We start from the raw sequence: 21,374 nt of genomic DNA, 5'->3' as shown, positions 1-21,374 counted from the left end.
AAGACATGAAAAAAGGGGAGGAAGCCGCACGCTTCCTCCCCTTTTTGCTTGGCCACACTGTGTCAGATGTCCTTTTCCAGCCATTCCGCCATAAAGGACAGGCTGCTCACGAAAACCGGCCGGCCGGTCTCATCGCGCACGTTGAGGAAGATCGACATGTGCCGGTCGCCCCGCATCTCGTCGCGTGCCATGTCAGCCAGAATTCGCCCGGCCTCCCGCACCACTTCATCTCGCGAGGATAGTTCCATCGGCACCGGCTCATGGTTGAAGCCGTCATTGTGTATATCGAACAGATAGCGGGCCATCATAACCACCGTGCATTGCACTGACACAATCGGTCGCTGCAAATAATGTTCCAGCAGAAGGCACAAACAGGCCACTCAGGCGTTGGAACTTTGACCTGCCCTACACCGACACCTGGAGACGGATCTTGATCGACGCACTGCTCTTGAACCTGGAGCAACGGGATATTCTCGATGAACGCGAGAAAACCAAGCTGAGAAGCCTTGTCACGCGGGATCGGCGGGTTGCGGCGCAGGAGGACGTCGTTAAGGAAGGCGATCAGCCGACGACAAGCTGCCTATTGCTGGAAGGCTTTGCCGCCCGTTACACGATCACCGGCGATGGCCAGAGGCAATTGACCTCTCTGCACGTTCCCGGTGAATTCATCGATCTGCATGCCTTTATGGTCAAGACGATGGACCATGGCATCGTGGCGTTATCGCCGTGCCGCATCGGGATTGCCGAGCATTCGGCCCTGAAGGAACTGACGGAAACGGAACCCCACCTGACGCGCCTCCTGTGGCTCGATACGCTGGTGCAGAGCGCCATCAGCCGCCAATGGCTGGTTGCCATGGGGAGAAGGACGCGGGCAGCGCATCTTGCCCACATCATCTGCGAGCTTTACCTGCGCCTGCAGGTTGTGAAGCGGGTGGACGCCAACAGCTTTCACTTCCCCTTGTCGCAGACGCAGATGGCCGATGTGATGGGCCTTTCACTCGTTCACATGAACCGGGTCATCCAGGAACTGCGCGGGGAAGAATTCCTCATTTGGTCGAAAGACCGCATCACGATTATCGACTGGGATCGGCTGCAACGGTTTGCCGGCTTCGACGCGATCTATCTCAGCTTGCAACGCCAACCACGCTGATTCAGCATCTGACTGATTCGGCAATGTTTTTTCGCAAATGCCATGGTTAAAAAATTATGAGCATTGGTCAATTTCACGCCTTGCTAGACCGAACCCGCGGCCCTAGGTAGCACGTGCTGGAAACAGGTGCAGACATGAATATTGAGTCTCTTCTCGAATGGCAGGAACGCGGATCAAAAGCCCGCATTCTCGGCGCAACGGCACAGGAAAACCCCTTCCTGCGCCCCATGGCAGCCCCCGCAGTCGCGGACTGTCTTGGGCGCGACGATGTGCAACTGATGTGTGATGCCTGGATGTTCGGCTGGTCCATCGAAGATGCCATGCGCAAGATCGATACCGGCTTTTACAGCGTCCTTCTCCAAGACGCGCATTTCTCGTCTGTCAGCAGCCGGGTTGCCTGACGACATCTGTGCACGTTCGCAACAGCCTTGGTGAAAACGTGACATCCCAGGGCCTGCCGGGCGGCGTTCGGCACGCAATGCACCATCCCCGCCTCTCCTTCCCGACGGCACCGCCTGCGAAGGCTCGCAAGGACGCTGACGCCACTCTGCCGGCCAAAGGCCGCAGATCGAGCGACCGGCTGGCCTGGAGCGCCAAGGCACCTAACACGCCTCAATCGACCAAGACCCTCATTCAAAACTCTGTGTAGCGTCAAAAATACCCGCAAGGGCCGCTTCCGGCTTCAATTGTCCGAGGGCGCAATTGGGCGTGGCGCACATCCATGCCGCCAGACGAGACGCCCCCTTCACCTGACGGCCCTGCCCCAAAGCAAAAACCCCCGGCGGTGACGCCAGGAGTTTTTGACAATGCGATTGGCTGGATCTGCCGAAGACGATTATTCAGCGTCGCCTTCAGCGGCCTTCTTCTTCGGAGCAGCCTTCTTCTTCGGTGCCGGGGCTTCTTCGCCTTCAGCGGCATCGGCTTCGGAAGCTTCGGCCTTGGCGGCCTTCTTCTTCGGAGCGGCCTTCTTCTTGTCAGCCTTTTCTTCGCCTTCGTTTTCGTCTTCGGCGAGAAGCTCTTCCTTCGTCACGGTCTTGTCCGTCACGTCGATTTCCGAGAGCAGCTGGTCAACGACCTTCTCTTCGAAGATCGGGGCGCGCAGCGAAGCGGAGGCACCGGGCGTGTTGCGGAAGAAATCGAGGATTTCCTTCTGCTGGCCAGGGAACTGCTGCAGCTGAGCGTAAAGCGCACGCTGCATTTCTTCTTCGGTCACTTCGACGCCGGCCTTTTCGCCGATTTCGGAGAGAACCAGGCCGAGGCGGACGCGGCGTTCGGCAAGCTTGCGATATTCGTCGCGGGCTTCTTCTTCCGTCGTGTCTTCGTCGGCAAAGGTTTTGCCGGATTGGGCAAGATCGGTGTTGATCTGGCGCCAGATGTTGTCGAACTCGGCGTTAACAAGGGTTTCCGGCGTGTCGAACTTGTACATCTCGTCGAGCTGGTCGAGGATCTGACGCTTGACCTTCTGGCGGGTGACGTTGCCGTACTGGCCTTCGATCTGGCCGCGCACGATTTCCTTCAGCTTGTCGAGCGATTCGACGCCAAGCGTGGTGGCCAGTTCGTCGTTCAGTTCAAGTGCTGCAGGACCGGCCACTTCCTTGACGGTGATGTCGAAGGTCGCGTCCTTGCCGGCAAGGTTTGCTGCCGGATATTCCGACGGGAAGGTGACGGTGATAACCTTGTCTTCGCCAGCCTTGACGCCGACCAGCTGGTCTTCGAAGCCCGGGATGAAACGGTTGGAACCGATGACCAGTTCGGCATCTTCAGCAGCGCCGCCATCAAAGGCAACGCCATCGACCTTGCCGAGGTAGTTCATCGTTACGCGGTCGCCGGTTTCGGCAGCAGCATCCTTGGCTTCAAAGGTGCGCGCGCTTTCGGCGATCTTCATGATCTGCTCGTTGACTTCCTCTTCCGGAACGTCAACCACTTCGCGCACGACCTTGATGCCGGCGGTCGGCTTCAGTTCGATGGCCGGGATGACTTCGTAGGAGAGCGTGAATTCGAAATCGACTTCGGCGTTGAGGATCTTGTCGGCTTCCGCCTCGTCCTCGGTCATGGCAACGGTCGGCTGCGTTGCCGACTTCTCGCCACGCTCGGAGAGGATGGCGCTCGGACGGTCGCGGACGATCTCGTTGACGAGTTCAGCCATGATCGACTTGCCGTACATCTTCTTCAGATGGCCGACCGGAACCTTGCCGGGACGGAAACCATTGATGCGCACCTTGTCCTTGGCTTCCGCCAGGCGCTCGTTCATGCGCTGTTCCATGTCCTTGGCCGGGATAACGACCTTGATTTCGCGCTTCAGCCCTTCAGCGAGCGTTTCGATAACCTGCATTGTCATACCTTCATATCATGCGGCGGTGCTCAGACAGCCGTGGTTTCGATGAGCACGACGCCGGAACCTGTCGCCGGTCGTGGCTTCGATGCAATCTCGTGCGCGCTGTGGCTCTGGGCCGACAGCTGGATCAGACCTGCGGCAGAATCTGCCGCGGAACTGGTGCGGGTAGAGAGACTTGAACTCCCACGCCTTGCGGCACCAGAACCTAAATCTGGCGTGTCTACCAATTTCACCATACCCGCGCCCCAAAACCGCGTGGAAATTCCTCGCGCAGAGGCCTTCCGGAGCGCGCGTCTCTATAACAACCGTTTTTTGTGCACGCAAAGGAAAAATGACAGTTGCCGCAGCCACGCACCGGAAACTCTGAAATGTTTCGATGGCGGCAGGATAACGCCATTGTTTACGCGTTCCTAATATTTATTCCCTATCATCACCAAGGACAAGAACAGCCATGCGACAGGCGAATGGCTCACCTGTCGATACTGCACTGCACAATGGCGCGGAAATGCGTATAGTCAAAACAACAGCACAGACATTCTGTGCAGCGACGTGGCGGTCGGCGGGCCTTCCCGCAAAAGGCCTCGGGGTTTCCCGATGACAAATTCGGCGGTTTGCACTCCTCCTCCCAGCGAACCCCGATAGACTGGCGAGATCCTCCTCCCGATCGCCAGTCATCCTCCCTGACGCCCACCGGTCCTCCCCCGGTGGGCGTTTTCGTTTCGGGCCTTGCCTCATTGAGGCGGCATGGAGCGGACAGATTAAGGCAACCGCTCATCTTTTCGCCACACCGCTTAACGGATTTTCACCAGCAATGCATTTGGCGCATGGGTGGCATACGGGATGAGCGCTGTTCTTATACGCAGTGCAGCATATAGTGGCATTCAATCGATTTGAGAGACGGATCGATCCCAAGCGATCCGCCTCTGCATCAACCCACGAAGGATATGACCCATGAACATCGCTCGCTCGCTCACCAACTGGCGCAAGTATCGTCAGACCGTTTCTGAACTCGGCCGCATGTCGGACCGCGAACTGACCGATCTCGGCATCGGCCGCTCGGAAATCCGTCGCGTTGCCCGCACCGCCGTTGGCATCTGAAGACAGTCCAGCGCGACCTTTACGGCCACGCTTTCCAAAACGCCTCCCATTCGGGGGGCGTTTTTTTGTGCCCTGCGGCCGGAGCCGACGCCGCTTTGGCAGCCGCTCATTTTTTGCCCAAAGATGCAAATTTGTTCATCACATTGCACAAACGCATGGCAGTCGCCTGCTTTTTGCACTGCACATTCTAATTATGCGGATGTATAAGACCCTCATCGCCGCTGACGGACGTGTCAACGGACAACAAAGTTTGAGGAAGATCCCATGAACCCGATTCGTCTCGCCAAGAGCTGGATCAGCTACCGCCGCACCATGAACGAACTGGGTGGCCTGTCCAACCAGGCCCTCAGCGACATCGGCCTGACCCGCTACGACATTCGTTCGATCGCTTCGCGCTCCTTCCGTTAATCGGAAAGGGTTGCCTTCGAACCGCCGACTGTATGAGGCAGTTGCGGAACAAAGGCTGAAGCACCACAGCAGAATGACGGCCCCCAGCCTCGGCTTCGGGGGCTTTTTGCTGTCTGCGGTTTTGCGCAGGTACCGACAGAACCGCAAAAGAAAACCCGCCGGTGAGGCGGGCGCTTTCTTCCATCCGAAGCTGAATGAAGCATGCAAGGGCAGCGAACCGCCCTTGCCGACAATCCTTAACCGTCCGACAGGGCGGTGCGGGAAACAAGCGTCAGGGTGTGGTCGGGCGTGACGCGATAGACTTCGCTGTAACGCGCGCCATTTTCATCGGACACCTGCTGCACGGTGCTGCCGATGGCGCCAATGCTGAGGCGACCTTCGCTGGCGTGATGCAGGTCCTGCGCGAAAGCAATTGTTCCAGCGCCCAACAGCGCGATAGTGCAAGCAACGATAATACGTTTCATGGCTCAAATCCTCTTCTACGGCGCGCCCGGAGCGATGACGGCCCGAACGCCGTTTCTGCGGCCTTATCGGTCACGCATCCTGAAGATGGGCTTCGTTTTTCGATCCGGCAACGGGCAAAGCTTGGACCGCATCGTCATCAATTCGTGAACGGCCTGGCAGATGGCGCTGCTGCACAGAAAAACGATTTTTTCTCAATCACTTGAAGGGAAGAAACGAAGCAGGAGCGCAGCAATTTCACCCTTCACAAGCGGTTGATCGCCCTTCCCGCCCGCGCCATAAATGGGTCTGCGACGGAAATTTCGATGGCGCTTGCATATTCGCGCACCAGCCGGTCGCAAAGTTCGGCGACAGTCGGGATATCATCGATGGCCGAAACGCCCTGCCCGGCCGACCACACCGTCTTCCAGGCTTTTGCCTCGGAGCCGAGATCCATCGGCCCATGCGCCACCAGATGATCCGGATCAAGCCCGGCCGCCACGATGCTCTGCTTGAGGAAGTTTGCGTTCACGCCGGAAATGGCATTGGTGTAGACGATGTCGCCCGCCTTCGCCTCCAGCGTCATGCGCTTCTGTTCGTCGCTGACAAGCGATTCGCGGGTCACCAGAAAGCGCGTGCCGAGATACGCAAGGTCTGCGCCCATCAGGCGGGCCGCGGCGATCTGCGCTCCGTTGCTGATGGCCCCCGACAACAGCAGCGTGCCGTCGAAGAAGGAGCGGATTTCCGGCAAAAGCGCAAAGGGGCTGAGCGTGCCCGCATGGCCGCCGGCGCCGGCGCAGACGGCAATGATGCCATCGACGCCGGCTTCAGCCGCCTTTTCCGCATGGCGCCGGCTGATGACATCGTGAAACACCAGTCCGCCATAGGATTGCACGGCCTTCACCACATCCGGCACGGCCCCCAGCGAGGTAATGACCAGCGGCACCTGATGATCGACCACCGCCTTCAGATCCGCCTCCAGCCGCGGGTTGGAGCGGTGAACGATGAGGTTGACCCCGAACGGAGCGGCATCCGGATAGGGCTGCAGGCGCGCCCGGATCTCGTCCATCCAGGCGACAAAACCTTGCGTGCTGCGCTGATTCAGGGCGGGAAAGGTGCCGAGAATGCCGGCGCGGCAGGTTTCCACCACCAGATCCGGCCCCGACGCCAGAAACATCGGCGCGGCCACCGCTGGCAGGCGCAAAGATGAGAGAGTTTTTGGCAATGGCATGATGTCCTCCCCAGGATGCAGTTCTTGATCAAACGCGCGCGCGCCGCGGCGGCCAACCAGCAAAGCCTAAGCCGTCAACCTTGGAACGCGCGAGTGCACGGGCCTTTCCCCGACGGGAGGTGACGGCCCGTGCCCTCGTCCCGGATATAAGACGCAGTTTACGTAAACGTCAAGGCAATGGCTGTGCCCGCGTCATCGCCGCAACGGAAACGGCGGGCGGATTGAGAACTGGCAAGGGAAGTGAGCGTTGGGGCTGGATCTTGGATCTTGGAGCTGGGCGTGAAGCGGGATTGGCAGCTTGAGCAGAGACAAGCCGCCGATGCAGTAACCGACGCAGCTTTTGGCACCCCTTCCTCAAATCAAAAGGCGCGGCCTGAACATCCGCGCCTTGCTGTTGTCTTTGCTATCTATCGAGACCACCGCCCTCCAAGGAAGCGATCAGTCGAAAGCGGTAAACCTCTCAGTGATGCCCTCGTGCAGCCGCCACCATATCGCGCAAAAGGTCTTCGCGGCGCACGCCCTGGCGATAAAGCTCCATGGTAATGGCAGCGAGCCGGTTGGTCTCCTCCTGGTCGTCATCAGGGCAGATTTCGGCTCGCAGCCGCTCGAACACCTGCTGGCACTTTGCCAGATCCTCAGAGTTCAAGGGGTCGTCGCTCGGCCTCTTCTCACTTCTGATCATTGGTACTCCTCATCATCGGCATTACGAATCACCGTTGGCGCCCATTGGGCGGGCAGCCTTACGCATCAACAACACGGCGATATTCTGTCTGGTTGGGGTGGTGGACGAACGACGGTGCCGCCTTGCGCAGTCCCCTGGTTCGTGATGTTCGCGATACGCTAGAGGGTGGGCCCGAGGCCACTGGCCGCAAAAAATCGCTCCCGTCGCGCAGGCCAACACGCGCCGCCCTGGCGGCTTACGACAACATCCACAGATGAAACATGCATGCCCCTACTCCCGTCGGCCCTCATAACGATCGGGCCGGCTTTCGGTTCCGCATCGAAACGTCAAAATCTGATCGTCATGCGAGATCGATCAGAGATGGAAGGTTCCGGACGCGACCTTCACAGCTTGCCCGCCAATGCGCGCCCGCGCAATTGAACTCTCCTTCACATCCATGTGCAGATGAATGAAGGACGGGCGCCCCATCTCGACGCCCTGTTCGATCAGCACCGGATGGTGGCCATCCGGAAGCGCGTCGAAATGATGGATGGCGCCGGCAAGGGCTGCGGCTGCCGCACCGGTTGCGGGATCTTCAGAAATTCCCATATCGGGGGAAAACATCCGCGCATGAAAACGGGCAGCATGATGCACGCCGCCGCGACAATAGGCATAGACGGAGGCAAGCCTGCCCTCGACCAGCGGGGCCGCGCGCTCCCACAACATGCCGTCGAACTCGATGCCTTCAACGGTCGCAAGATTGTGCAGCGGCACCATGAGGAACGGCACGCCGGCGCTCCACACCGACGGCACATGGTTCTCAAAACCGAGATCGCCGGGCTTGACGCCGAGCGCATCGGCAAGCCCCTGCCGGTCGAGACCGAGCTGGACGCGCTGGGGCATGCGCGGCAGATCGAATTCGGCAAAACTTGCCTCGCCGGAGATGAGCCGCACCGCGCAGCGCACGGGCCCGACATTTTCTTCCAGCACGCAGACGAGATCGAGATCCGGCCGCTCGTCCGCATGGTTTCGCTCGGCTATCGCGATGGCAGCGCCCACGGTCGGATGGCCGGCAAAGGGCAGTTCACGCGTCGGCGTAAAGATGCGTAGCTTGGCCGCATGGGCGGGGTTGCCGGCGGTCTGGACGAAGACGGTTTCCGACAGATTGGTTTCGCGCGCCAGCGCCTGCATCTCGCCATCCGTCATCGCATCGGCGCCGAACACAACCGCCAGAGGGTTTCCGGCAAGCCGGGTATCGGTGAACACGTCATAGACGGCGTAAGTGAGAGCCAAGGGAACCTCCTGTCCTTCGCAAACCGATGCAGCGCACCGGGAAGATGGGCGACAAACTGCCCGAGACAATACGGACCATCAACCGTTGAATTTTACCGTCCCGAGAAAATCGGGAAAAATACCGCCGACAGTTTCGTTTCCGTCAAAGCCGCCAGCCGCTGCGCAACACCACGCGCACCCGTTCTCCCGGCTTCAGAAGGCGGCGGCTGAAGGCGCGCAAGCCCTGTCCATCGCCCAGAAGCAACCGCAACGCATACCGTTCGCCCTCGAAGACGCACGTATCCACCACCGTATCGAGCCCCTCGTCGGAAATCACCACATCCTGCGGGCGCACCAGTATCTCGGCCTTAAGGCTTCCCGGTTGCGGATGAAAGCAGGCCTGTAGCGCCGCCCAGTCCATCTGGCGCGGCATCGGTTCGCGCCACGGCAGGGACAGGATCGCCCCCTGCCCGATCAAACCGCCGACCAACCGTCCTTGCGGCCGCGCATAGATTTCATCGGGCGATGCCAATTGCAGCAGCTTGCCGTCCGCCATCACCGCAACGTCTGTCGCCAGTGCCATGGCTTCCGCCTGATCATGCGTCACATAGATCATCGTGGCGCGCGAGCGGGCGTGAAACTCGCGAAAGGTTTCTTCCATCTCCTGGCGCAGGTGCCGGTCGAGATTGGCGAGCGGCTCGTCCAGCAGAACCACATCAGGCTCCGTGACGAGGCAGCGGGCCAGCGCCACACGCTGGCGCTGGCCGCCGGAGAGGTCGGCCGGACGACGGTCCGCATAGGTTTCGAGACGCACGGCAGCCAAAGCCTCGCGCACCTTGGCCGTGCGGCGCTCGCCGCTGATACCGCGCACCTTCAGCGGATAACCGACATTGTCAGCGACGCTCATATGCGGCCAGAGCGCGTAGGACTGGAAGACCATCGCCATGTTGCGCCGCTCCGGCGCCACCATGGAGGAAGCATCGGCCAGCACCCGTTCGCCGAGCAGGATCGCGCCATCCGTCGGCTGTTCGAAGCCGGCGATCATGCGCAGCACCGTCGTTTTGCCGCAGCCGGAGGGGCCGAGCAGCGCCAGAAACCCGCCTTCGCGGATGGTCAGCGACACATCGTCAACTGCGGCCCGCCCGGTGCCAAAATCCTTCGACAGGCGATTGAGGATCAGCTTCGCCATGGCACAACTCCCTTGGGCAGATGTTTGGCCAGAAGTTCGAGCAGCAGCATCATGGCGACCACAAGCGCGACGACCAGAACCGAAAGCGCAGAGGCGAGATTAAAGCTGCCGCTGTCATCGAGATTATAAATTGCAACACCCAGCGTCTGCGTGCCGGCAGACCAGAGCAGTGCCGAAACGGTCAGTTCGTTGCAGGCGATGAGGAACACAAGAATGACGGCGGCACCGGCGGCCGGCGCCACAAGCGGCACCAGAATATCGCGCATGCGCTGGTAAAAACCGGCGCCCGACAGGCGGGCCGCTTCTTCCAGTGAAGGATCGAGCTGGCGAAAGGCGCTGGCAATGGGGCGCAGGCTGACGGCAAGAAAACTGGAGAGATAGGCAAAGAACAGGATCCAGATCGTGCCGTAGATCGACACGCCGACAAGCGGCAGCGGGGCGGCAAAGAGAAGGATGCAGGCCACCGCCAGAACAATGCCCGGCAGCGCATAGGGAATATCGGCAAGGGCCGACACCAAGGCTGCCACACGCCGGCTGGCGCGGGCGACGAAATAGCCCATCAGCACCGTTACCAGCAGCAGGCCGAAGGCGGTTGCAAGCGACAGCACGATGGAATTGCGGAAGGCCGTGCGCGTCACCGACTGGCGCAGCAGCACTTCCTCATAGGCGTGCAGGGTAAATGTCTTCAGCGTCAGCGGCACGCCGTAAGCCGGCGACAGCGAACTTGCCACAAGCGCTGCGAAGGGCAGAACCAGAATGACCACCAGCACCAGCCAGAGCAGCGCCTCCGAGACCAGCCGCCACTTGCGCAGTTCAAACACCGCCGAGCGGCCGGACAGCCCGATGATGCGGTAATCCCTGCCCTTCAGCACCCGCTCCTCGACCAGCAGGCCCGCCACCGACAAAAGTGCGATGAACCCTGAAAGCAGCGAGATATCGCCAAAAGTGCTCGGACCAAAACTTGCAAACTTCGCATAGATCAGCGTTGGCAGCGTGTAGATCGAAGCGGGGATGCCGAGGATAGCGGGAATGCCGAAATTACCGACGCCTGACACGAAGGCCATGGCAGCACCTGCCGCAAAACCCGGAAGCGCTAAGGGCAGGATGATATGCGCCAGCACCTGCAAGGCCGAAGCGCCGGAAAGCCGTGCCGCCTCCACGCCATCGCGCGGCAGCGCCAAAAGGCCGGCCCTGAGCGCCAGATAGACCAGAGGCGCATTCTGCACCCCGAGCAGCAGCGCTATGCCGCCGATCGAATAGAGCGGCTGCGGCGTGCCGATCGGGGGCGCCATGCCGATCGCCTTCAGCAGCGTGCTGGACGGGCCGGTGAGCCCCAACCAGGAAAGCGCCGTCACCTGCGGCGGGATCATCATCGGCAGCATGAACAGGAAGCCCAGCAGCGTGCGGGCGCGGATATCAAACAGCGTCAGCAGCAGCGCAAAGCCGCCGCCGAGCAGCACCGCCACCAGCATGCCGAGGAAGGAGGTGGTGAGCGTATTCCACAGCGCCTGCCAGAGAGCAGGATCGGCAAGCAGCCCATCGCCGCCGCCGCGCACAAGCGACAGGATGCCGGTCACGGCAAGCCGGCCGAGCGGGAGCACACTCAACAGGAACAAGGTGGCAAGGACGAACGCAAACAGCCAGCGGGGCTGGCTGTTTGACGTGTTACGCAAAAGGGGCATTGGGAACCTGGAAATCAGCCGTTACCGCCAAAGATCTCGGAAAAGGTCTTGAGGTCCTTGTCTGTATTTTTAAGCGCGTCCGAGGCTTTCAGCGGCATGACCTTGATCGTGTCACGGGCCGGAAAGCCTGCGGGAACGGCCATGCCATTGCGCGCCGGGATATAACCGAGCTTCAGGAAACCATCCTGGCCCTTTTCCGACAGCACGTAATCGACAAACTTTTTCGCCGCATCCGCATGTTTGGTGGCGCTCATGATGGCAACCGGTTCGGTGACGGCCGAGACGCCTTCCGAGGGGAAAACGAATTCGATGGGCGCACCCTTGGCCTTCTCGCGGATCGGCATGTAATCGACGACGACGCCATAGGCCTTTTCGCCGGTCGCGACGGATTTCAGCACCGCCCCATTGCCGCCGGCGGCAGTCGCGCCATTGTCCTTCAGCGCGCGGTAATAATCCCAGCCCAGCGCCGGATTGGCAGTCAACGTCTGGGCGTGAATGAGGGCAGCACCCGAGGTCAGCGGGCTCGGCATGGCCACAAGCCCCTTGGCCTCCGGCTTTGCCAGATCCTTCCAGCTTGTCGGTTTCATCGCGGCCTGCGTGTTGTACATGATGCCGGTGGTGATGAGCTTGGTGGAATAATAATAGCCATCGGCATCGTAGAGCGAGGCATCATAAGCCTTGGCTTCCGGCGATACATACGCCATCAGCCGCTTGTCCTGCTTCAGGCGCTCGAGCGTCACCGTGTCGGCAATCAGCAGAACGTCAGCCACCGGATTTCCGGCCTCGATCTCGGCCATCAGCTTGGCCATGATCTTCGTCGTTCCGTCGCGCACCCATTCGACTTCGACGCCGGGATTTGCCGCCTTGAAACCATCCACGGTTGCCTGGGCATCCTCGTTCGGCTGGCTGGTATAGATGACGAGATCGGCGGCATTGGCGGAAACGGCCAGCGCACCAAAGGCAACAAGGGCGGAAACAGCAGAGACAAATCTCTTCATGGCAGCAATCCTTCTCTATGACGATTGCTGTCGCTAGACCACGTGTGTCTAACAGAGGTGTGACAAAGTCAGACCTCGCGCAAAAGACACAGGAGATCAGTCGATCAATTTCGCCAGCAGGACGGTTTGCTGCGTATCCCTGACGTGCTGCCAACCCTGCTTTTGATAGAACGGAACCGCGTCCGGCGCGGCGTAGACCTCCAGCCGCCTGATGCCCCGCGCACTGGCAAAAGTCTCCACCGCGCGCATCATCGTCCTGCCGAAACCTTGGCCCTGGAGTTGAGGGATGATCGCGACGAGCCGTACGATGCCGACACCCTCTGCATCATCTGAAACATCAAGGCGCGCTGTTCCCGTGGGAACGCCGTCAACGCTGAACAGCAGTGGGAAGTGTCCTTCCCTATGCTCGTCCGGATGCTCTTCGTCGTAGAAGTCAAAGCCCCGCAGCTCAAAAAGCACATGCCGGCGGATGCCGTGATAGGCTTTCCAACCCTCTTCGTCTTCCGCCTGTAATACGCGCATGGTCGTTGTCATGGGCAACACCGGACCGAAATGCCGTCACAGACGGGCAAGAAGCTCGGTCTTCTTGGCGGAAAACTCTTCGTCGGTCAGGATGCCGGCCTCACGAAGGCTTGCAAGTTTTTCGATGAGGCCGATGATTTCAGCGGCATCCTTGGGGCCTGTGGCGGCGACGGGTGCAGACGCCGGCTGAGCTTGCCAAGCGCTGTCGCCAGCCGGGGCCGGAGCGAACGGGGACGCAGGCTGCTGCTGGAGCGGCTGAACCGGCGGGGCGGCTGACGGCTGCACGACAGATGGCGACCACTCAACCTGCTGCTGAAGAGGCTCGGGGGGGTCGTCAGCGCGTCTCAGGCTCGACACCGAAAACGAGCCATACTGGCTGGAAAAGGTAAGCCCGGTATTGCTGCCCTGCTGCTGGCCGACGCCGGAGATAAAATGATCGCCGGTATCATAGAGAGTCACGACGCCCAGATCCTTGATTGCCAGGCGGCGGTGGGCGGGAAAGATCGCATAGGCGCTGTCGTTCTGCGCGCCGGCGCTTGAGGGCGAGCCGAGGTCCTGCGGCCACCAGACACTGGTACCAACGGCCTCTGCCGGCAGAGCGATACGGCCGGCTGCAAGTGCCTGCGACAGCGCGTTGCAAAGACTGTCGACGGTGTTCTTCAGGCCATAGTTGAACATGTCGCCGACCATGGTCATGCCGCCCATCATCCACTGGCCGCCGCCGCCGAGTTCACTGATATTGAACTGCGCCATGGTGCCCTGCCCGCGCTGAACCGCCATCAGCATGGCAAGAACCGCATCTTCGCTGAGGCCATACTGGCGGGCAAGATCCGCAATCACGCGACGCGTCTGGTCTGTCAGGCCCTGCATGCGATGATGTCTCCGCCAAATGCCTCGGCCGCCGATCCGGCCATGCTCCTGGCCTTCATGGCACAGCAGAGGCTGGAAAGCGACGGCAATCAGGAGATCATGGCGATCTTGCCGCATGATGACATGTTTGGCGAGAAGGCCGGCAGCACCAGACAATGGCAGGGGCGCAAGACACAGCCACCCTGTCGGCAAAAAAACGCCGCACCCCTGTAGCCAAGAGGGCGGCGCTTTCGAAAATGACAGACGGCTGAAATCAGGCGGCCTTGGCTTCGGCGTTGCGGATCAGGCGGCCGAGGCGCTGGATGCCTTCCTCGATCATCGTCTCGTTGGCGCAGGAGAAGGAGAGACGCAGCGTATTGGCGCCCGAGCGATCGGCAAAAAACGCCTGCCCCGGCACGAAGGCCACCTTTTCCGTTTCGATGGAGCGCGCCAGAAGTTCGGCGCCATCAAGTCCCGCCGGCAGCGTCACCCAGACGAACATGCCGCCTTCCGGCTTCGTCCAGCTGGTGCTGGCCGGCATGAAACGGGCAAGCGCCGAGAGCATGGCATCGCGCCGCGCGCTGTAGGCAGCCCCGATCTTTGCCACCTGAGCGTCGAAGATGCGCTCGGCAACATTGGCAATGGCGATCTGGTTGATGGTGGAGGAATGCAGGTCGGCTGCCTGCTTCATCAACACCAGCTTGCGGATGACCGACATGTTGGCGACGACAAATCCGACGCGCAGGCCCGGCGCCAGCGTTTTCGAAAAGCTGCCGGAATAGATGGTGCGGGTGTTTTCAATGCCGCCCTTGGCCGCGATATCGAGCGCCAGGATCGGCGGGATGGGCTCGCCATTGTAGCGCAGCGACTGGTAGGCACCGTCTTCGATGACGGCAATATCCAGCTCTTCGGCGAGTTCCAGAACCTTTCTACGACCTTCGAGATCCACCGTTTCGCCGGTGGGGTTAGAGAAATCCGCCGACAGATAGGCAAATTTCACCGCCCCGCCGAGGCTTGCCGCCGTTTCGCGGTAGGCATCGGGCGTGCGATTGCCGCCCGGCGTCAGCTGGTCATAGTTCGGTTCATAGGCGTTGAACGCCTGCAGCGCGCCAAGATAGGTCGGCCACGTCACGAGCGCCGTATCCTTCGGCGACAGGAACAGCTTGCCGAGATAATCCAGCGCCTGCTGCGATCCCGACGTGATGAAGACGTTATCCACCGTGCAGTCGATGCCGATCTTTTGCATCTCACCGACCAGCCATTCGCGCAGCGGCTTGTAGCCTTCGCTGACCGAATACTGCAGCGCTGCGTTCACCTGCGGGCTCGAAAAGATCTCCGCATAGGCATCCTTGAACGCCACATCCGGAAACAGCGCCGGGTCGGGAATGCCGCCGGCAAACGAAATGATGTCCGGCCGTTCCAGCAGTTTCAGCAGTTCGCGGATTTCGGACGCACGCATGCGCGAGGAGCGCGTCGCAAAGATATGATCCCAATCAAGCACGGATGTTTCCTCTTATTACGTTTCTTCTGGCATCTGCATTACACAAGTTCCGATAGGTCAGCAATACTGACTTATCGAATTTTGGTACGGTGATGGCAGTTTCGCCATGCCATTGCGGGTTTTTGAAGGTGCCGCCGCCAGAGTTCGACAAAATGCAAATCCCCCGGAGCCAACCGGATCCGAGGGATTAAAAACAATGCCGGAACCGAAGGTCCAGCCGGGACAACCGTCAGGCTCTCAGAAACGCAGCGACCATCCAGCCTTGACGCCATGGGCCGCATCTCCATCACCGAACTGGCCGTCATAACTGACCGAGATGGTGCTGCCCGGGGTTGGTGCGAAGGAAACGCCGAGGCCGACGACAGCACTGTCACGCGCAGGCTTTGCACCGGCGATATTGAAACCGTCGCCACCGGCCACGAACGCCATCTCGCTGTTGGCATTGCTGGCACCGAATGCATGGCGCCAACCGGCATGAGCATTGAGCGCGCCCTCCACCGTTCCCACCGTCGGTAGCGCCCAAGCCAGGCGCACACCGAGCGTCGAATACAGGGTATCGTCCGTCAGGTCATTGCTGGACAAAGCCGAGGCACCGCCCTGTTCGGTAAACCCGTCGCGATCGTAATGCACGAAGGTCAGATTTCCAAACGGCTGCCAGCGAACATCGCCCTGCGAGACAAGCGTGCTGACTTCACCGAATGCCTGAAGCGACTGCGCGTCATAATCGGCCGTCAGCCGATCGTTCACCGTGCCGAGTGCGACGGTGCGGGCGGTATCGATGGTCCGAAGCGTATAGGCGCCACCAAAACTGAAGCGAAGGGCATCAACCGTCGTGGCTGCCGAAAGGCCGAGGTAATAGCTGTCGGCCTCGGAAGATCCGGTATCGGCATTGCCACTGACGCGGTCGCGGCCGATGGCGGCTGCAAGCCCCACATCCCAGGTATCAGCAAAGGCGCCATTGACGCCGAACGCAAGGCCGCGGCCGGTATCGGTCGTGCCCGGTCCGAGATCGCGTCCGTCCCGCTCGCCACGCCGTCCGAAACCGCCCATCCAGACGCTGCCGTCCCCGGATGCCTTGCGAACTTCGCCCGAAGCCGGCGACAGCGGCCCCGAACCAGCCAGATTGGACATCATGAGATAGCTGAACAGCAGATCGGATTCAATATGCCCACCGACCTCAGCGGAATGGATGGCACCGGACAGCTGATCGAATGCCGAAGCGGTCGTTGCCCCCGTGCTCCAGAGGAGATCATTATAAAGCGTGGAAGAGGAACCGAGGCTGTCGATTGCACGGGCAACCGAGCGCGCATTGGCGTTTTCGGCGATCGCAGCAAAGTTTGCCCCGCCATTGCTCAGTTCATAGCCGAGCGTAACGCTTGATGTATTATAGTTGACGTCAAGATCGATGAAGGTCCAGGGGTCGCGAAGACTGGTAAAGGATCCGGTGACGGTACCGCTGCCGGTCAAGGTGATAAGCTCGTAGACCGTGGTCAAAGGATTGGCCACGCGCAGGTTCGCCACAGACAGGGTCGTATCCGCAGCAATGCTGACATCGCCGCTGACGACGATATTGTCGCTGAGGCCTGATGTGGTGAGATCCGCCACATAGGTGGAACCGCTGAGGAAATTCAGGTCGCCATAAACATACAGGGTGCCGGGCGAATGGCCAGGCGCAACGGAGCCGCCATCACCAATCGTCAGATCACCGACACTGCCGGTGCCGCTTAACTGCACACCAGTTCCGACAAGAAATTCCGCAGAGCGCAAGTCGCCATCCACGATCACATTGCCGCCCGTCAGCGAGACGAGGCCGGAGTAAAGGCTGGTGCCATCAAGGGTCAGCACGCCGGTCCCGGTTGCCGCAACCGTGTCAAAACCCTGGTATTGGGCGGTGTCGCCGATATCCGAGGCATCCAGCGTCGTGGCGTTTGCAAAGTCCAGCTGCAGGGTGGCATCGCCGGACGCCACGACATTGCCGGTAATGCTGGAGCCGTCCTTGAGGATCAGGCGGCTGGTATCGGCAGTGAACGAGACGGCATTGCCGCCGCTCGCGGTGATGGTGCCGCTGTTGGTCAGGGTTACCGAATCGCCGGTGAGGGCCACACCTGTCCCGGCTGTGGATGTGACGGTGCCGGTGTTATCGACAGAGACGTCGCCGAGATTCGTTCTGGCATACACGCCATTGGCGCCAGAAATGCCACCTGCATTCTCAACGGTTATATCGCCGGCAACGGCGGACATCTGCAGGCCGATCGTCGCCCCGATGATCTGGCCAGTCGCGGTGTTTTCGACAGTGAGCGTGCCATCATCGGTGTAGAGATCCGCCCCGAAATCAGCGCCCTGCAGCAACCCCGAGTTGGTGAGGCTGGCATTTCCGATTGTTGCCGCAAGAATTGTCCCTGCCCTGGCCGATGAGATGGCAGAGCCGGAGTTGATGATCTCGATATTGCCGACCGCCGCAGACCACGCGTAGAGCGCTCTTTGCGTCTGGGAGGTCAGTGCGCCGGAATTCTCGGCATAGATATTGCCGTTCCATTGCACCATGCGAATGCCTTCCTGATAGGCATCGATATCCCCGCTGTTGATGACGGAAACCAGCGTCTGTCCGGTCGAATTGTAGCCGCCGTCGGCATAGATGCCGCGTTCGCTGCTCGAGGACAAATCGCCTGTATTGGTAATGGAGACGCTGCCGTCATTCGTCGTTGCCGAAATCGCCGAACTGCCGGTGGAGGTGATCTCCGCTCCGCTGTTGATGGTGATGTCGCCACCCGTCTGCGCACGCACCCATAACCCGCCGAAGCCGCCCGTATTGACTATGGTGACGGTCGGATCAAGCGTGACATTGATGCTCTCAACCCGCATGACCGGCGCGACATTGATGCCGCCATAGTCCGGCGTGTTGATGCTGGTATTGCTGACGGAGAGCGTCAGTACTCCAAAGACATCCGTGTCGGCGTCGAGCGGAAAGAAGTCGATCTTGTTGTCGCTGCCTGAAATCGTCAGCCCATCGACGCTGAGCGACACATCGCCCTGATTCGGCTTCACAACAACACCGGTGTTGTCGCACTTGATTTCGGCCGCATCCCCCGTCACGGTGCATGCGGCAAAAGCCGGATCGGCCAGACCAACCATTCCCAGAACCGTTGTTGCTCCCAGGAGCCCGGCAAAGGCCGTATGGCCCAGCAAACAGTTCCTGCGGCGCTGCAACCTGAAATTCCCCCTCATGTCTCCGCCCCTCCCTTTGAGTCTTTGTGCTGATTTGAAATCACCATACAAATATCGGTAGGTCGCGCATTACCAGAAACGCGTCATGTTTTGTTTTTTCGGGAAATCTCAGTAGCTGTCACCTCAGCGCAACTAGAAATATGACGTTTACCCAATTTCTGGGATATCCTGCCATCGCGAAAGCCTCTGATGCTTCGATCGATACTGTCAATTCTGCCCCGATGATCGGGGAACACAGGACAATATCAGCGGGATCTCTTTTCGATACTGCACCGCAGCACAAAAATCCAAAACGATACCATGCCGACACTGCGACACCCGCATCGACTACATCCGCTCCGCCTGGAGCTTCCCCTTCGACTAACTGCACGACTTTCGTGTGCCCATCGGTGAACGCACGAAGGCCGGACGTTTTCACGTCCGGCCCCGAAGTCACGCAAAGATGTGGTGTGGCCCTGCCGCAAGGCAAGGCGCGGCGTACAAAGCTTAGTTGACGGCCTTGTCGACCAGCTTGTTCTTGCCGATCCAGGGCATCATGGCGCGAAGCTTCGTGCCGACTTCCTCGATCTGGTGGCTGTCGTTCAAGCGGCGGATGCCCTTGAAGCGGGCGCCGCCGGCGCGGTATTCCTGCATCCAGTCGGAGGTGAACTTGCCGGTCTGGATGTCGGTGAGGACGCGCTTCATTTCGGCCTTGGTTTCTGCCGTGATGATGCGCGGGCCGGTGACGTATTCGCCCCACTCGGCCGTGTTGGAGATCGAGTAGTTCATGTTGGCGATGCCGCCTTCATAGATCAGGTCAACGATGAGCTTTACTTCGTGCAGGCACTCGAAATAGGCCATTTCCGGCGCATAACCGCCTTCGACCAGGGTTTCGAAGCCGGCGCGGATCAGTTCGACGAGACCGCCGCAGAGAACGACCTGCTCACCGAAGAGGTCGGTTTCGCACTCTTCCTTGAAGGAGGTTTCGATGATGCCCGAACGGCCGCCGCCAACGCCGCAGGCGTAGGAGAGTGCCAGTTCCAGCGCATTGCCCGAACCGTTCTGGTGAACGGCCACGAGGCAAGGCACGCCGCCGCCCTTCTGGTATTCGCCGCGAACCGTGTGGCCCGGGCCCTTCGGCGCGATCATGACGACGTCGACCGAAGCCTTCGGCTCGATGAGGCCGAAGTGAACGTTGAGGCCGTGGGCAAACGCGATGGCTGCGCCGTCGCGGATGTTGCCAGCGATGTCAGCCTTGTAGATGTCGGCCTGCAGTTCGTCAGGGGTCGCCATCATCAGAAGGTCTGCCCAGGCAGCAGCTTCGGCAACCGTCATCACCTTGAAGCCATCAGCTTCAGCCTTCTTGATGGTCGGCGAGCCGGCCTTCAGCGCGATGACGACGCCAGTTGCGCCCGAATCCTTCAGGTTCAGCGCGTGCGCGCGACCCTGAGAACCGTAGCCGACGATGACGACGTTCTTGGACTTGATGAGGTTGAGATCAGCATCCCGATCGTAATAGACGCGCATTGTAGTGTCCTTCCCTATGCGGTGTTGTTGTGCGGTTAAGTCATCAGCCGAACGCGCCGGTCAGGCATGTTCGGTATCCGGTGCCACGCCGTAAAGCTGCAGGAAGGCGTCCACCGCCCGTGCTGCCTGGCGTGCATTGTCCTTGAGCCCCGGTTCGCCGAGCAGCATGCGCACATGCAGGTCCGAAACAACGAGGCCATAAAGTGTGTGATAGGCGCTGTCGGCATCGGCAAAACGCAACAGCCCTGCCCGGCGTCCAGCTTCCATCAGGCCGATAGCGCGCCGGTCGATCTGGCGCCGGCCGTGCTCGATCAGAAGACGACCGAGCTTGGAGCCCTCGCGGCTTGCCTGACCAATGGCCAGACGGTTGAGCGCCAGCGACACGTCGCCCGACAGAACCTCCAGAAGATCGCGGCCAAAGGTTTCGAGATTCTCGCGCAGGAGATCGACCGTCAGGCGGGCCGCCCCGCGCTCGAAGGTGCGCACCTTGGCGGCCTGAAATGCAATCATCGCGGCCAGCAGGCCGTCGCGATCGCCGAACCATTTGTAGAGGCTTTCCTTGGAGCAATTGGCCGCGCGCGCGAGGCCCGATGTGGTCAACGCCTTTTCGCCGCCTTCCACGAGAAGCTTCAACGCCTGTTCCAGAACAGCGTTCTGGCGCGGTGAAAACTCCGGGATTTCTGGCAGTTCAGCGGACACGATCAGACCCTCCAACAAGTACCGTACGGTACGGTTCTGGGTTCTAGCGTGCAGCCGCATCAAGGTCAAGAGGCCGATGCAAGGGCTCTTTAAAAAATCTGCGGAAGGGTTCGGTGACCGAGAATACGCAGCAAACGGGGCCACCGCGTCCATAACTTCCAGCGTCAGCCGGCGAGATCCGAAGCATCGAAGCGGCGGCGGGCATCGCGCACGGCGGAATGGTTCTGGGCGGCCCAGTTCATCATTTTCGACAGCGGATCAAACATCGATCGGCCAAGCTGGGTCATGGCATATTCGACACTTGGGGGCTTCGTCGGATAAACGGTGCGATCAATATAGCCGTCGCGCTGCAGGTCGCGCAGCGTCTGGGTCAACATGCGCTGGGAAATATCGGGCACCAGGCGGCGCAACTCCCCAAACCGGTAAGGCTTTTCCGAAAGCGCCAGCAAAAGCAGGCTCGACCATTTTCCGGAAATCTGGCTCATCACGTCGCGCACCGGGCAGTTGGTGGCGTCCCACCGCGAAATCTGGCTTTCCGCATCCGATGGCAGCAGGTTGGCCGGCGTTCTCTGGTCCATGCGAGGTGGTTCCCTTCAGGTAACGATCA

General features: G+C 60.4%; 20 protein-coding genes and 1 tRNA gene. 4 read left to right on the top strand and 17 right to left on the bottom strand.

The annotated features are described in order from the left end of the window. Nucleotides 1–62 precede the first annotated feature (62 nt). Nucleotides 63–308 carry a DUF6894 family protein gene (locus tag AC4CWF_RS07880; protein ID WP_491284667.1) on the bottom strand — a complete coding sequence of 82 codons (246 nt, stop codon included), beginning with the start codon at nucleotides 306–308 and terminating at the stop codon, nucleotides 63–65. Nucleotides 309–430: 122 nt separating this feature from the next. Here AC4CWF_RS07880 and AC4CWF_RS07875 point away from each other — a divergent pair, with 122 nt between their 5' ends. Next, nucleotides 431–1,150 carry a Crp/Fnr family transcriptional regulator gene (locus tag AC4CWF_RS07875; RefSeq protein ID WP_491284665.1) on the top strand — a complete coding sequence of 240 codons (720 nt, stop codon included), beginning with the start codon at nucleotides 431–433 and terminating at the stop codon, nucleotides 1,148–1,150. A gap of 134 nt (nucleotides 1,151–1,284) precedes the next feature. Beyond that, on the top strand, nucleotides 1,285–1,551 hold the full coding sequence (locus tag AC4CWF_RS07870) for a CrpP-related protein (protein WP_491284663.1): 267 nt from the start codon (nucleotides 1,285–1,287) through the stop codon (nucleotides 1,549–1,551). Between the two features lie 434 nt (nucleotides 1,552–1,985). On the opposite strand, the gene tig is transcribed toward AC4CWF_RS07870, so the two are convergent. After that, a complete protein-coding gene (gene tig / locus AC4CWF_RS07865) occupies nucleotides 1,986–3,482 on the bottom strand; it encodes a trigger factor (RefSeq protein WP_491285280.1) in 1,497 nt (498 codons plus the stop codon). A 160-nt stretch (nucleotides 3,483–3,642) separates the two neighbouring features. Next, nucleotides 3,643–3,727 (bottom strand) — tRNA-Leu (locus AC4CWF_RS07860). 709 nt (nucleotides 3,728–4,436) lie between these two features. On the opposite strand from AC4CWF_RS07860, the gene AC4CWF_RS07855 reads away from it, so the two are divergent. Next, on the top strand, nucleotides 4,437–4,583 hold the full coding sequence (locus AC4CWF_RS07855; protein ID WP_491284661.1) for a DUF1127 domain-containing protein: 147 nt from the start codon (nucleotides 4,437–4,439) through the stop codon (nucleotides 4,581–4,583). 264 nt (nucleotides 4,584–4,847) lie between these two features. Further along, nucleotides 4,848–4,991: a DUF1127 domain-containing protein gene (locus AC4CWF_RS07850; RefSeq protein ID WP_491284660.1), complete on the top strand. Its 144-nt coding sequence runs from the start codon at nucleotides 4,848–4,850 to the stop codon at nucleotides 4,989–4,991. Between the two features lie 236 nt (nucleotides 4,992–5,227). Here the strand turns inward: AC4CWF_RS07850 and AC4CWF_RS07845 are convergent, their stop codons facing one another. The 14 genes from AC4CWF_RS07845 to AC4CWF_RS07780 form a co-directional block, all read right to left on the bottom strand. After that, nucleotides 5,228–5,455 (bottom strand): hypothetical protein, encoded by a 228-nt coding sequence (locus AC4CWF_RS07845; RefSeq protein WP_491284658.1) that lies wholly within the window; start codon nucleotides 5,453–5,455, stop codon nucleotides 5,228–5,230. Nucleotides 5,456–5,697: 242 nt separating this feature from the next. After that, the gene (locus AC4CWF_RS07840) at nucleotides 5,698–6,663 is read right to left on the bottom strand and encodes an NAD(P)H-dependent flavin oxidoreductase (RefSeq protein ID WP_491284655.1); all 966 of its coding nucleotides are present in this window, start codon (nucleotides 6,661–6,663) and stop codon (nucleotides 5,698–5,700) included. 460 nt (nucleotides 6,664–7,123) lie between these two features. After that, on the bottom strand, nucleotides 7,124–7,345 hold the full coding sequence (locus tag AC4CWF_RS07835; RefSeq protein WP_491284653.1) for a hypothetical protein: 222 nt from the start codon (nucleotides 7,343–7,345) through the stop codon (nucleotides 7,124–7,126). A 354-nt stretch (nucleotides 7,346–7,699) separates the two neighbouring features. After that, nucleotides 7,700–8,617 (bottom strand): PhzF family phenazine biosynthesis protein, encoded by a 918-nt coding sequence (locus AC4CWF_RS07830; protein WP_491284651.1) that lies wholly within the window; start codon nucleotides 8,615–8,617, stop codon nucleotides 7,700–7,702. A 142-nt stretch (nucleotides 8,618–8,759) separates the two neighbouring features. Further along, nucleotides 8,760–9,785 carry an ABC transporter ATP-binding protein gene (locus AC4CWF_RS07825; RefSeq protein ID WP_491284649.1) on the bottom strand — a complete coding sequence of 342 codons (1,026 nt, stop codon included), beginning with the start codon at nucleotides 9,783–9,785 and terminating at the stop codon, nucleotides 8,760–8,762. Continuing rightward, nucleotides 9,773–11,467, bottom strand: coding sequence for an ABC transporter permease (locus AC4CWF_RS07820; protein ID WP_491284647.1), 1,695 nt, complete (start codon nucleotides 11,465–11,467; stop codon nucleotides 9,773–9,775). Before AC4CWF_RS07820 ends, AC4CWF_RS07825 begins: the two co-directional genes overlap by 13 nt. A gap of 14 nt (nucleotides 11,468–11,481) precedes the next feature. Further along, nucleotides 11,482–12,465, bottom strand: coding sequence for an ABC transporter substrate-binding protein (locus tag AC4CWF_RS07815; protein ID WP_491284645.1), 984 nt, complete (start codon nucleotides 12,463–12,465; stop codon nucleotides 11,482–11,484). Between the two features lie 96 nt (nucleotides 12,466–12,561). Then, nucleotides 12,562–12,999 carry a GNAT family N-acetyltransferase gene (locus tag AC4CWF_RS07810; protein ID WP_491284643.1) on the bottom strand — a complete coding sequence of 146 codons (438 nt, stop codon included), beginning with the start codon at nucleotides 12,997–12,999 and terminating at the stop codon, nucleotides 12,562–12,564. Between the two features lie 24 nt (nucleotides 13,000–13,023). Continuing rightward, entirely contained in the window at nucleotides 13,024–13,857 is an 834-nt protein-coding gene (locus AC4CWF_RS07805; RefSeq protein ID WP_491284641.1) for an SHOCT domain-containing protein, read from the bottom strand. 253 nt (nucleotides 13,858–14,110) lie between these two features. Then, complete coding sequence (locus tag AC4CWF_RS07800; RefSeq protein ID WP_491284639.1) at nucleotides 14,111–15,337, bottom strand: aminotransferase-like domain-containing protein; 1,227 nt, start codon at nucleotides 15,335–15,337, stop codon at nucleotides 14,111–14,113. Between the two features lie 237 nt (nucleotides 15,338–15,574). Then, nucleotides 15,575–18,469 carry an autotransporter outer membrane beta-barrel domain-containing protein gene (locus tag AC4CWF_RS07795; protein ID WP_491284637.1) on the bottom strand — a complete coding sequence of 965 codons (2,895 nt, stop codon included), beginning with the start codon at nucleotides 18,467–18,469 and terminating at the stop codon, nucleotides 15,575–15,577. Nucleotides 18,470–19,048: 579 nt separating this feature from the next. Beyond that, nucleotides 19,049–20,068 (bottom strand): ketol-acid reductoisomerase, encoded by a 1,020-nt coding sequence (ilvC, locus tag AC4CWF_RS07790; protein ID WP_491284636.1) that lies wholly within the window; start codon nucleotides 20,066–20,068, stop codon nucleotides 19,049–19,051. A gap of 60 nt (nucleotides 20,069–20,128) precedes the next feature. After that, a complete protein-coding gene (locus AC4CWF_RS07785) occupies nucleotides 20,129–20,767 on the bottom strand; it encodes a TetR/AcrR family transcriptional regulator C-terminal domain-containing protein (RefSeq protein WP_491284635.1) in 639 nt (212 codons plus the stop codon). A gap of 164 nt (nucleotides 20,768–20,931) precedes the next feature. Beyond that, entirely contained in the window at nucleotides 20,932–21,345 is a 414-nt protein-coding gene (locus AC4CWF_RS07780) for a winged helix-turn-helix transcriptional regulator (protein ID WP_491284633.1), read from the bottom strand. Nucleotides 21,346–21,374 lie beyond the last annotated feature (29 nt).

The sequence above is a fragment of the Neorhizobium sp. PAMB6630 genome, assembly GCF_058242775.1.
The sequence above is the reverse complement of the archived record's forward strand: the minus strand, read 5'-3'. Positions and strand labels throughout refer to the sequence as shown.

Bases quoted from the DNA above. Each gene is read 5' to 3' on its own strand.
- AC4CWF_RS07880 (WP_491284667.1), bottom strand. From the start codon at position 308: ATGATGGCCCGCTATCTGTTCGATATACACAATGACGGCTTCAACCAT.
- AC4CWF_RS07870 (WP_491284663.1), top strand. From the start codon at position 1,285: ATGAATATTGAGTCTCTTCTCGAATGGCAGGAACGCGGATCAAAAGCC.
- tig (WP_491285280.1), bottom strand. From the start codon at position 3,482: ATGCAGGTTATCGAAACGCTCGCTGAAGGGCTGAAGCGCGAAATCAAG.
- AC4CWF_RS07855 (WP_491284661.1), top strand. From the start codon at position 4,437: ATGAACATCGCTCGCTCGCTCACCAACTGGCGCAAGTATCGTCAGACC.
- AC4CWF_RS07850 (WP_491284660.1), top strand. From the start codon at position 4,848: ATGAACCCGATTCGTCTCGCCAAGAGCTGGATCAGCTACCGCCGCACC.
- AC4CWF_RS07845 (WP_491284658.1), bottom strand. From the start codon at position 5,455: ATGAAACGTATTATCGTTGCTTGCACTATCGCGCTGTTGGGCGCTGGA.
- AC4CWF_RS07840 (WP_491284655.1), bottom strand. From the start codon at position 6,663: ATGCCATTGCCAAAAACTCTCTCATCTTTGCGCCTGCCAGCGGTGGCC.
- AC4CWF_RS07835 (WP_491284653.1), bottom strand. From the start codon at position 7,345: ATGATCAGAAGTGAGAAGAGGCCGAGCGACGACCCCTTGAACTCTGAG.
- AC4CWF_RS07825 (WP_491284649.1), bottom strand. From the start codon at position 9,785: ATGGCGAAGCTGATCCTCAATCGCCTGTCGAAGGATTTTGGCACCGGG.
- AC4CWF_RS07820 (WP_491284647.1), bottom strand. From the start codon at position 11,467: ATGCCCCTTTTGCGTAACACGTCAAACAGCCAGCCCCGCTGGCTGTTT.
- AC4CWF_RS07815 (WP_491284645.1), bottom strand. From the start codon at position 12,465: ATGAAGAGATTTGTCTCTGCTGTTTCCGCCCTTGTTGCCTTTGGTGCG.
- AC4CWF_RS07810 (WP_491284643.1), bottom strand. From the start codon at position 12,999: ATGACAACGACCATGCGCGTATTACAGGCGGAAGACGAAGAGGGTTGG.
- AC4CWF_RS07805 (WP_491284641.1), bottom strand. From the start codon at position 13,857: ATGCAGGGCCTGACAGACCAGACGCGTCGCGTGATTGCGGATCTTGCC.
- AC4CWF_RS07795 (WP_491284637.1), bottom strand. From the start codon at position 18,469: ATGGTTGGTCTGGCCGATCCGGCTTTTGCCGCATGCACCGTGACGGGG.
- ilvC (WP_491284636.1), bottom strand. From the start codon at position 20,068: ATGCGCGTCTATTACGATCGGGATGCTGATCTCAACCTCATCAAGTCC.
- AC4CWF_RS07780 (WP_491284633.1), bottom strand. From the start codon at position 21,345: ATGGACCAGAGAACGCCGGCCAACCTGCTGCCATCGGATGCGGAAAGC.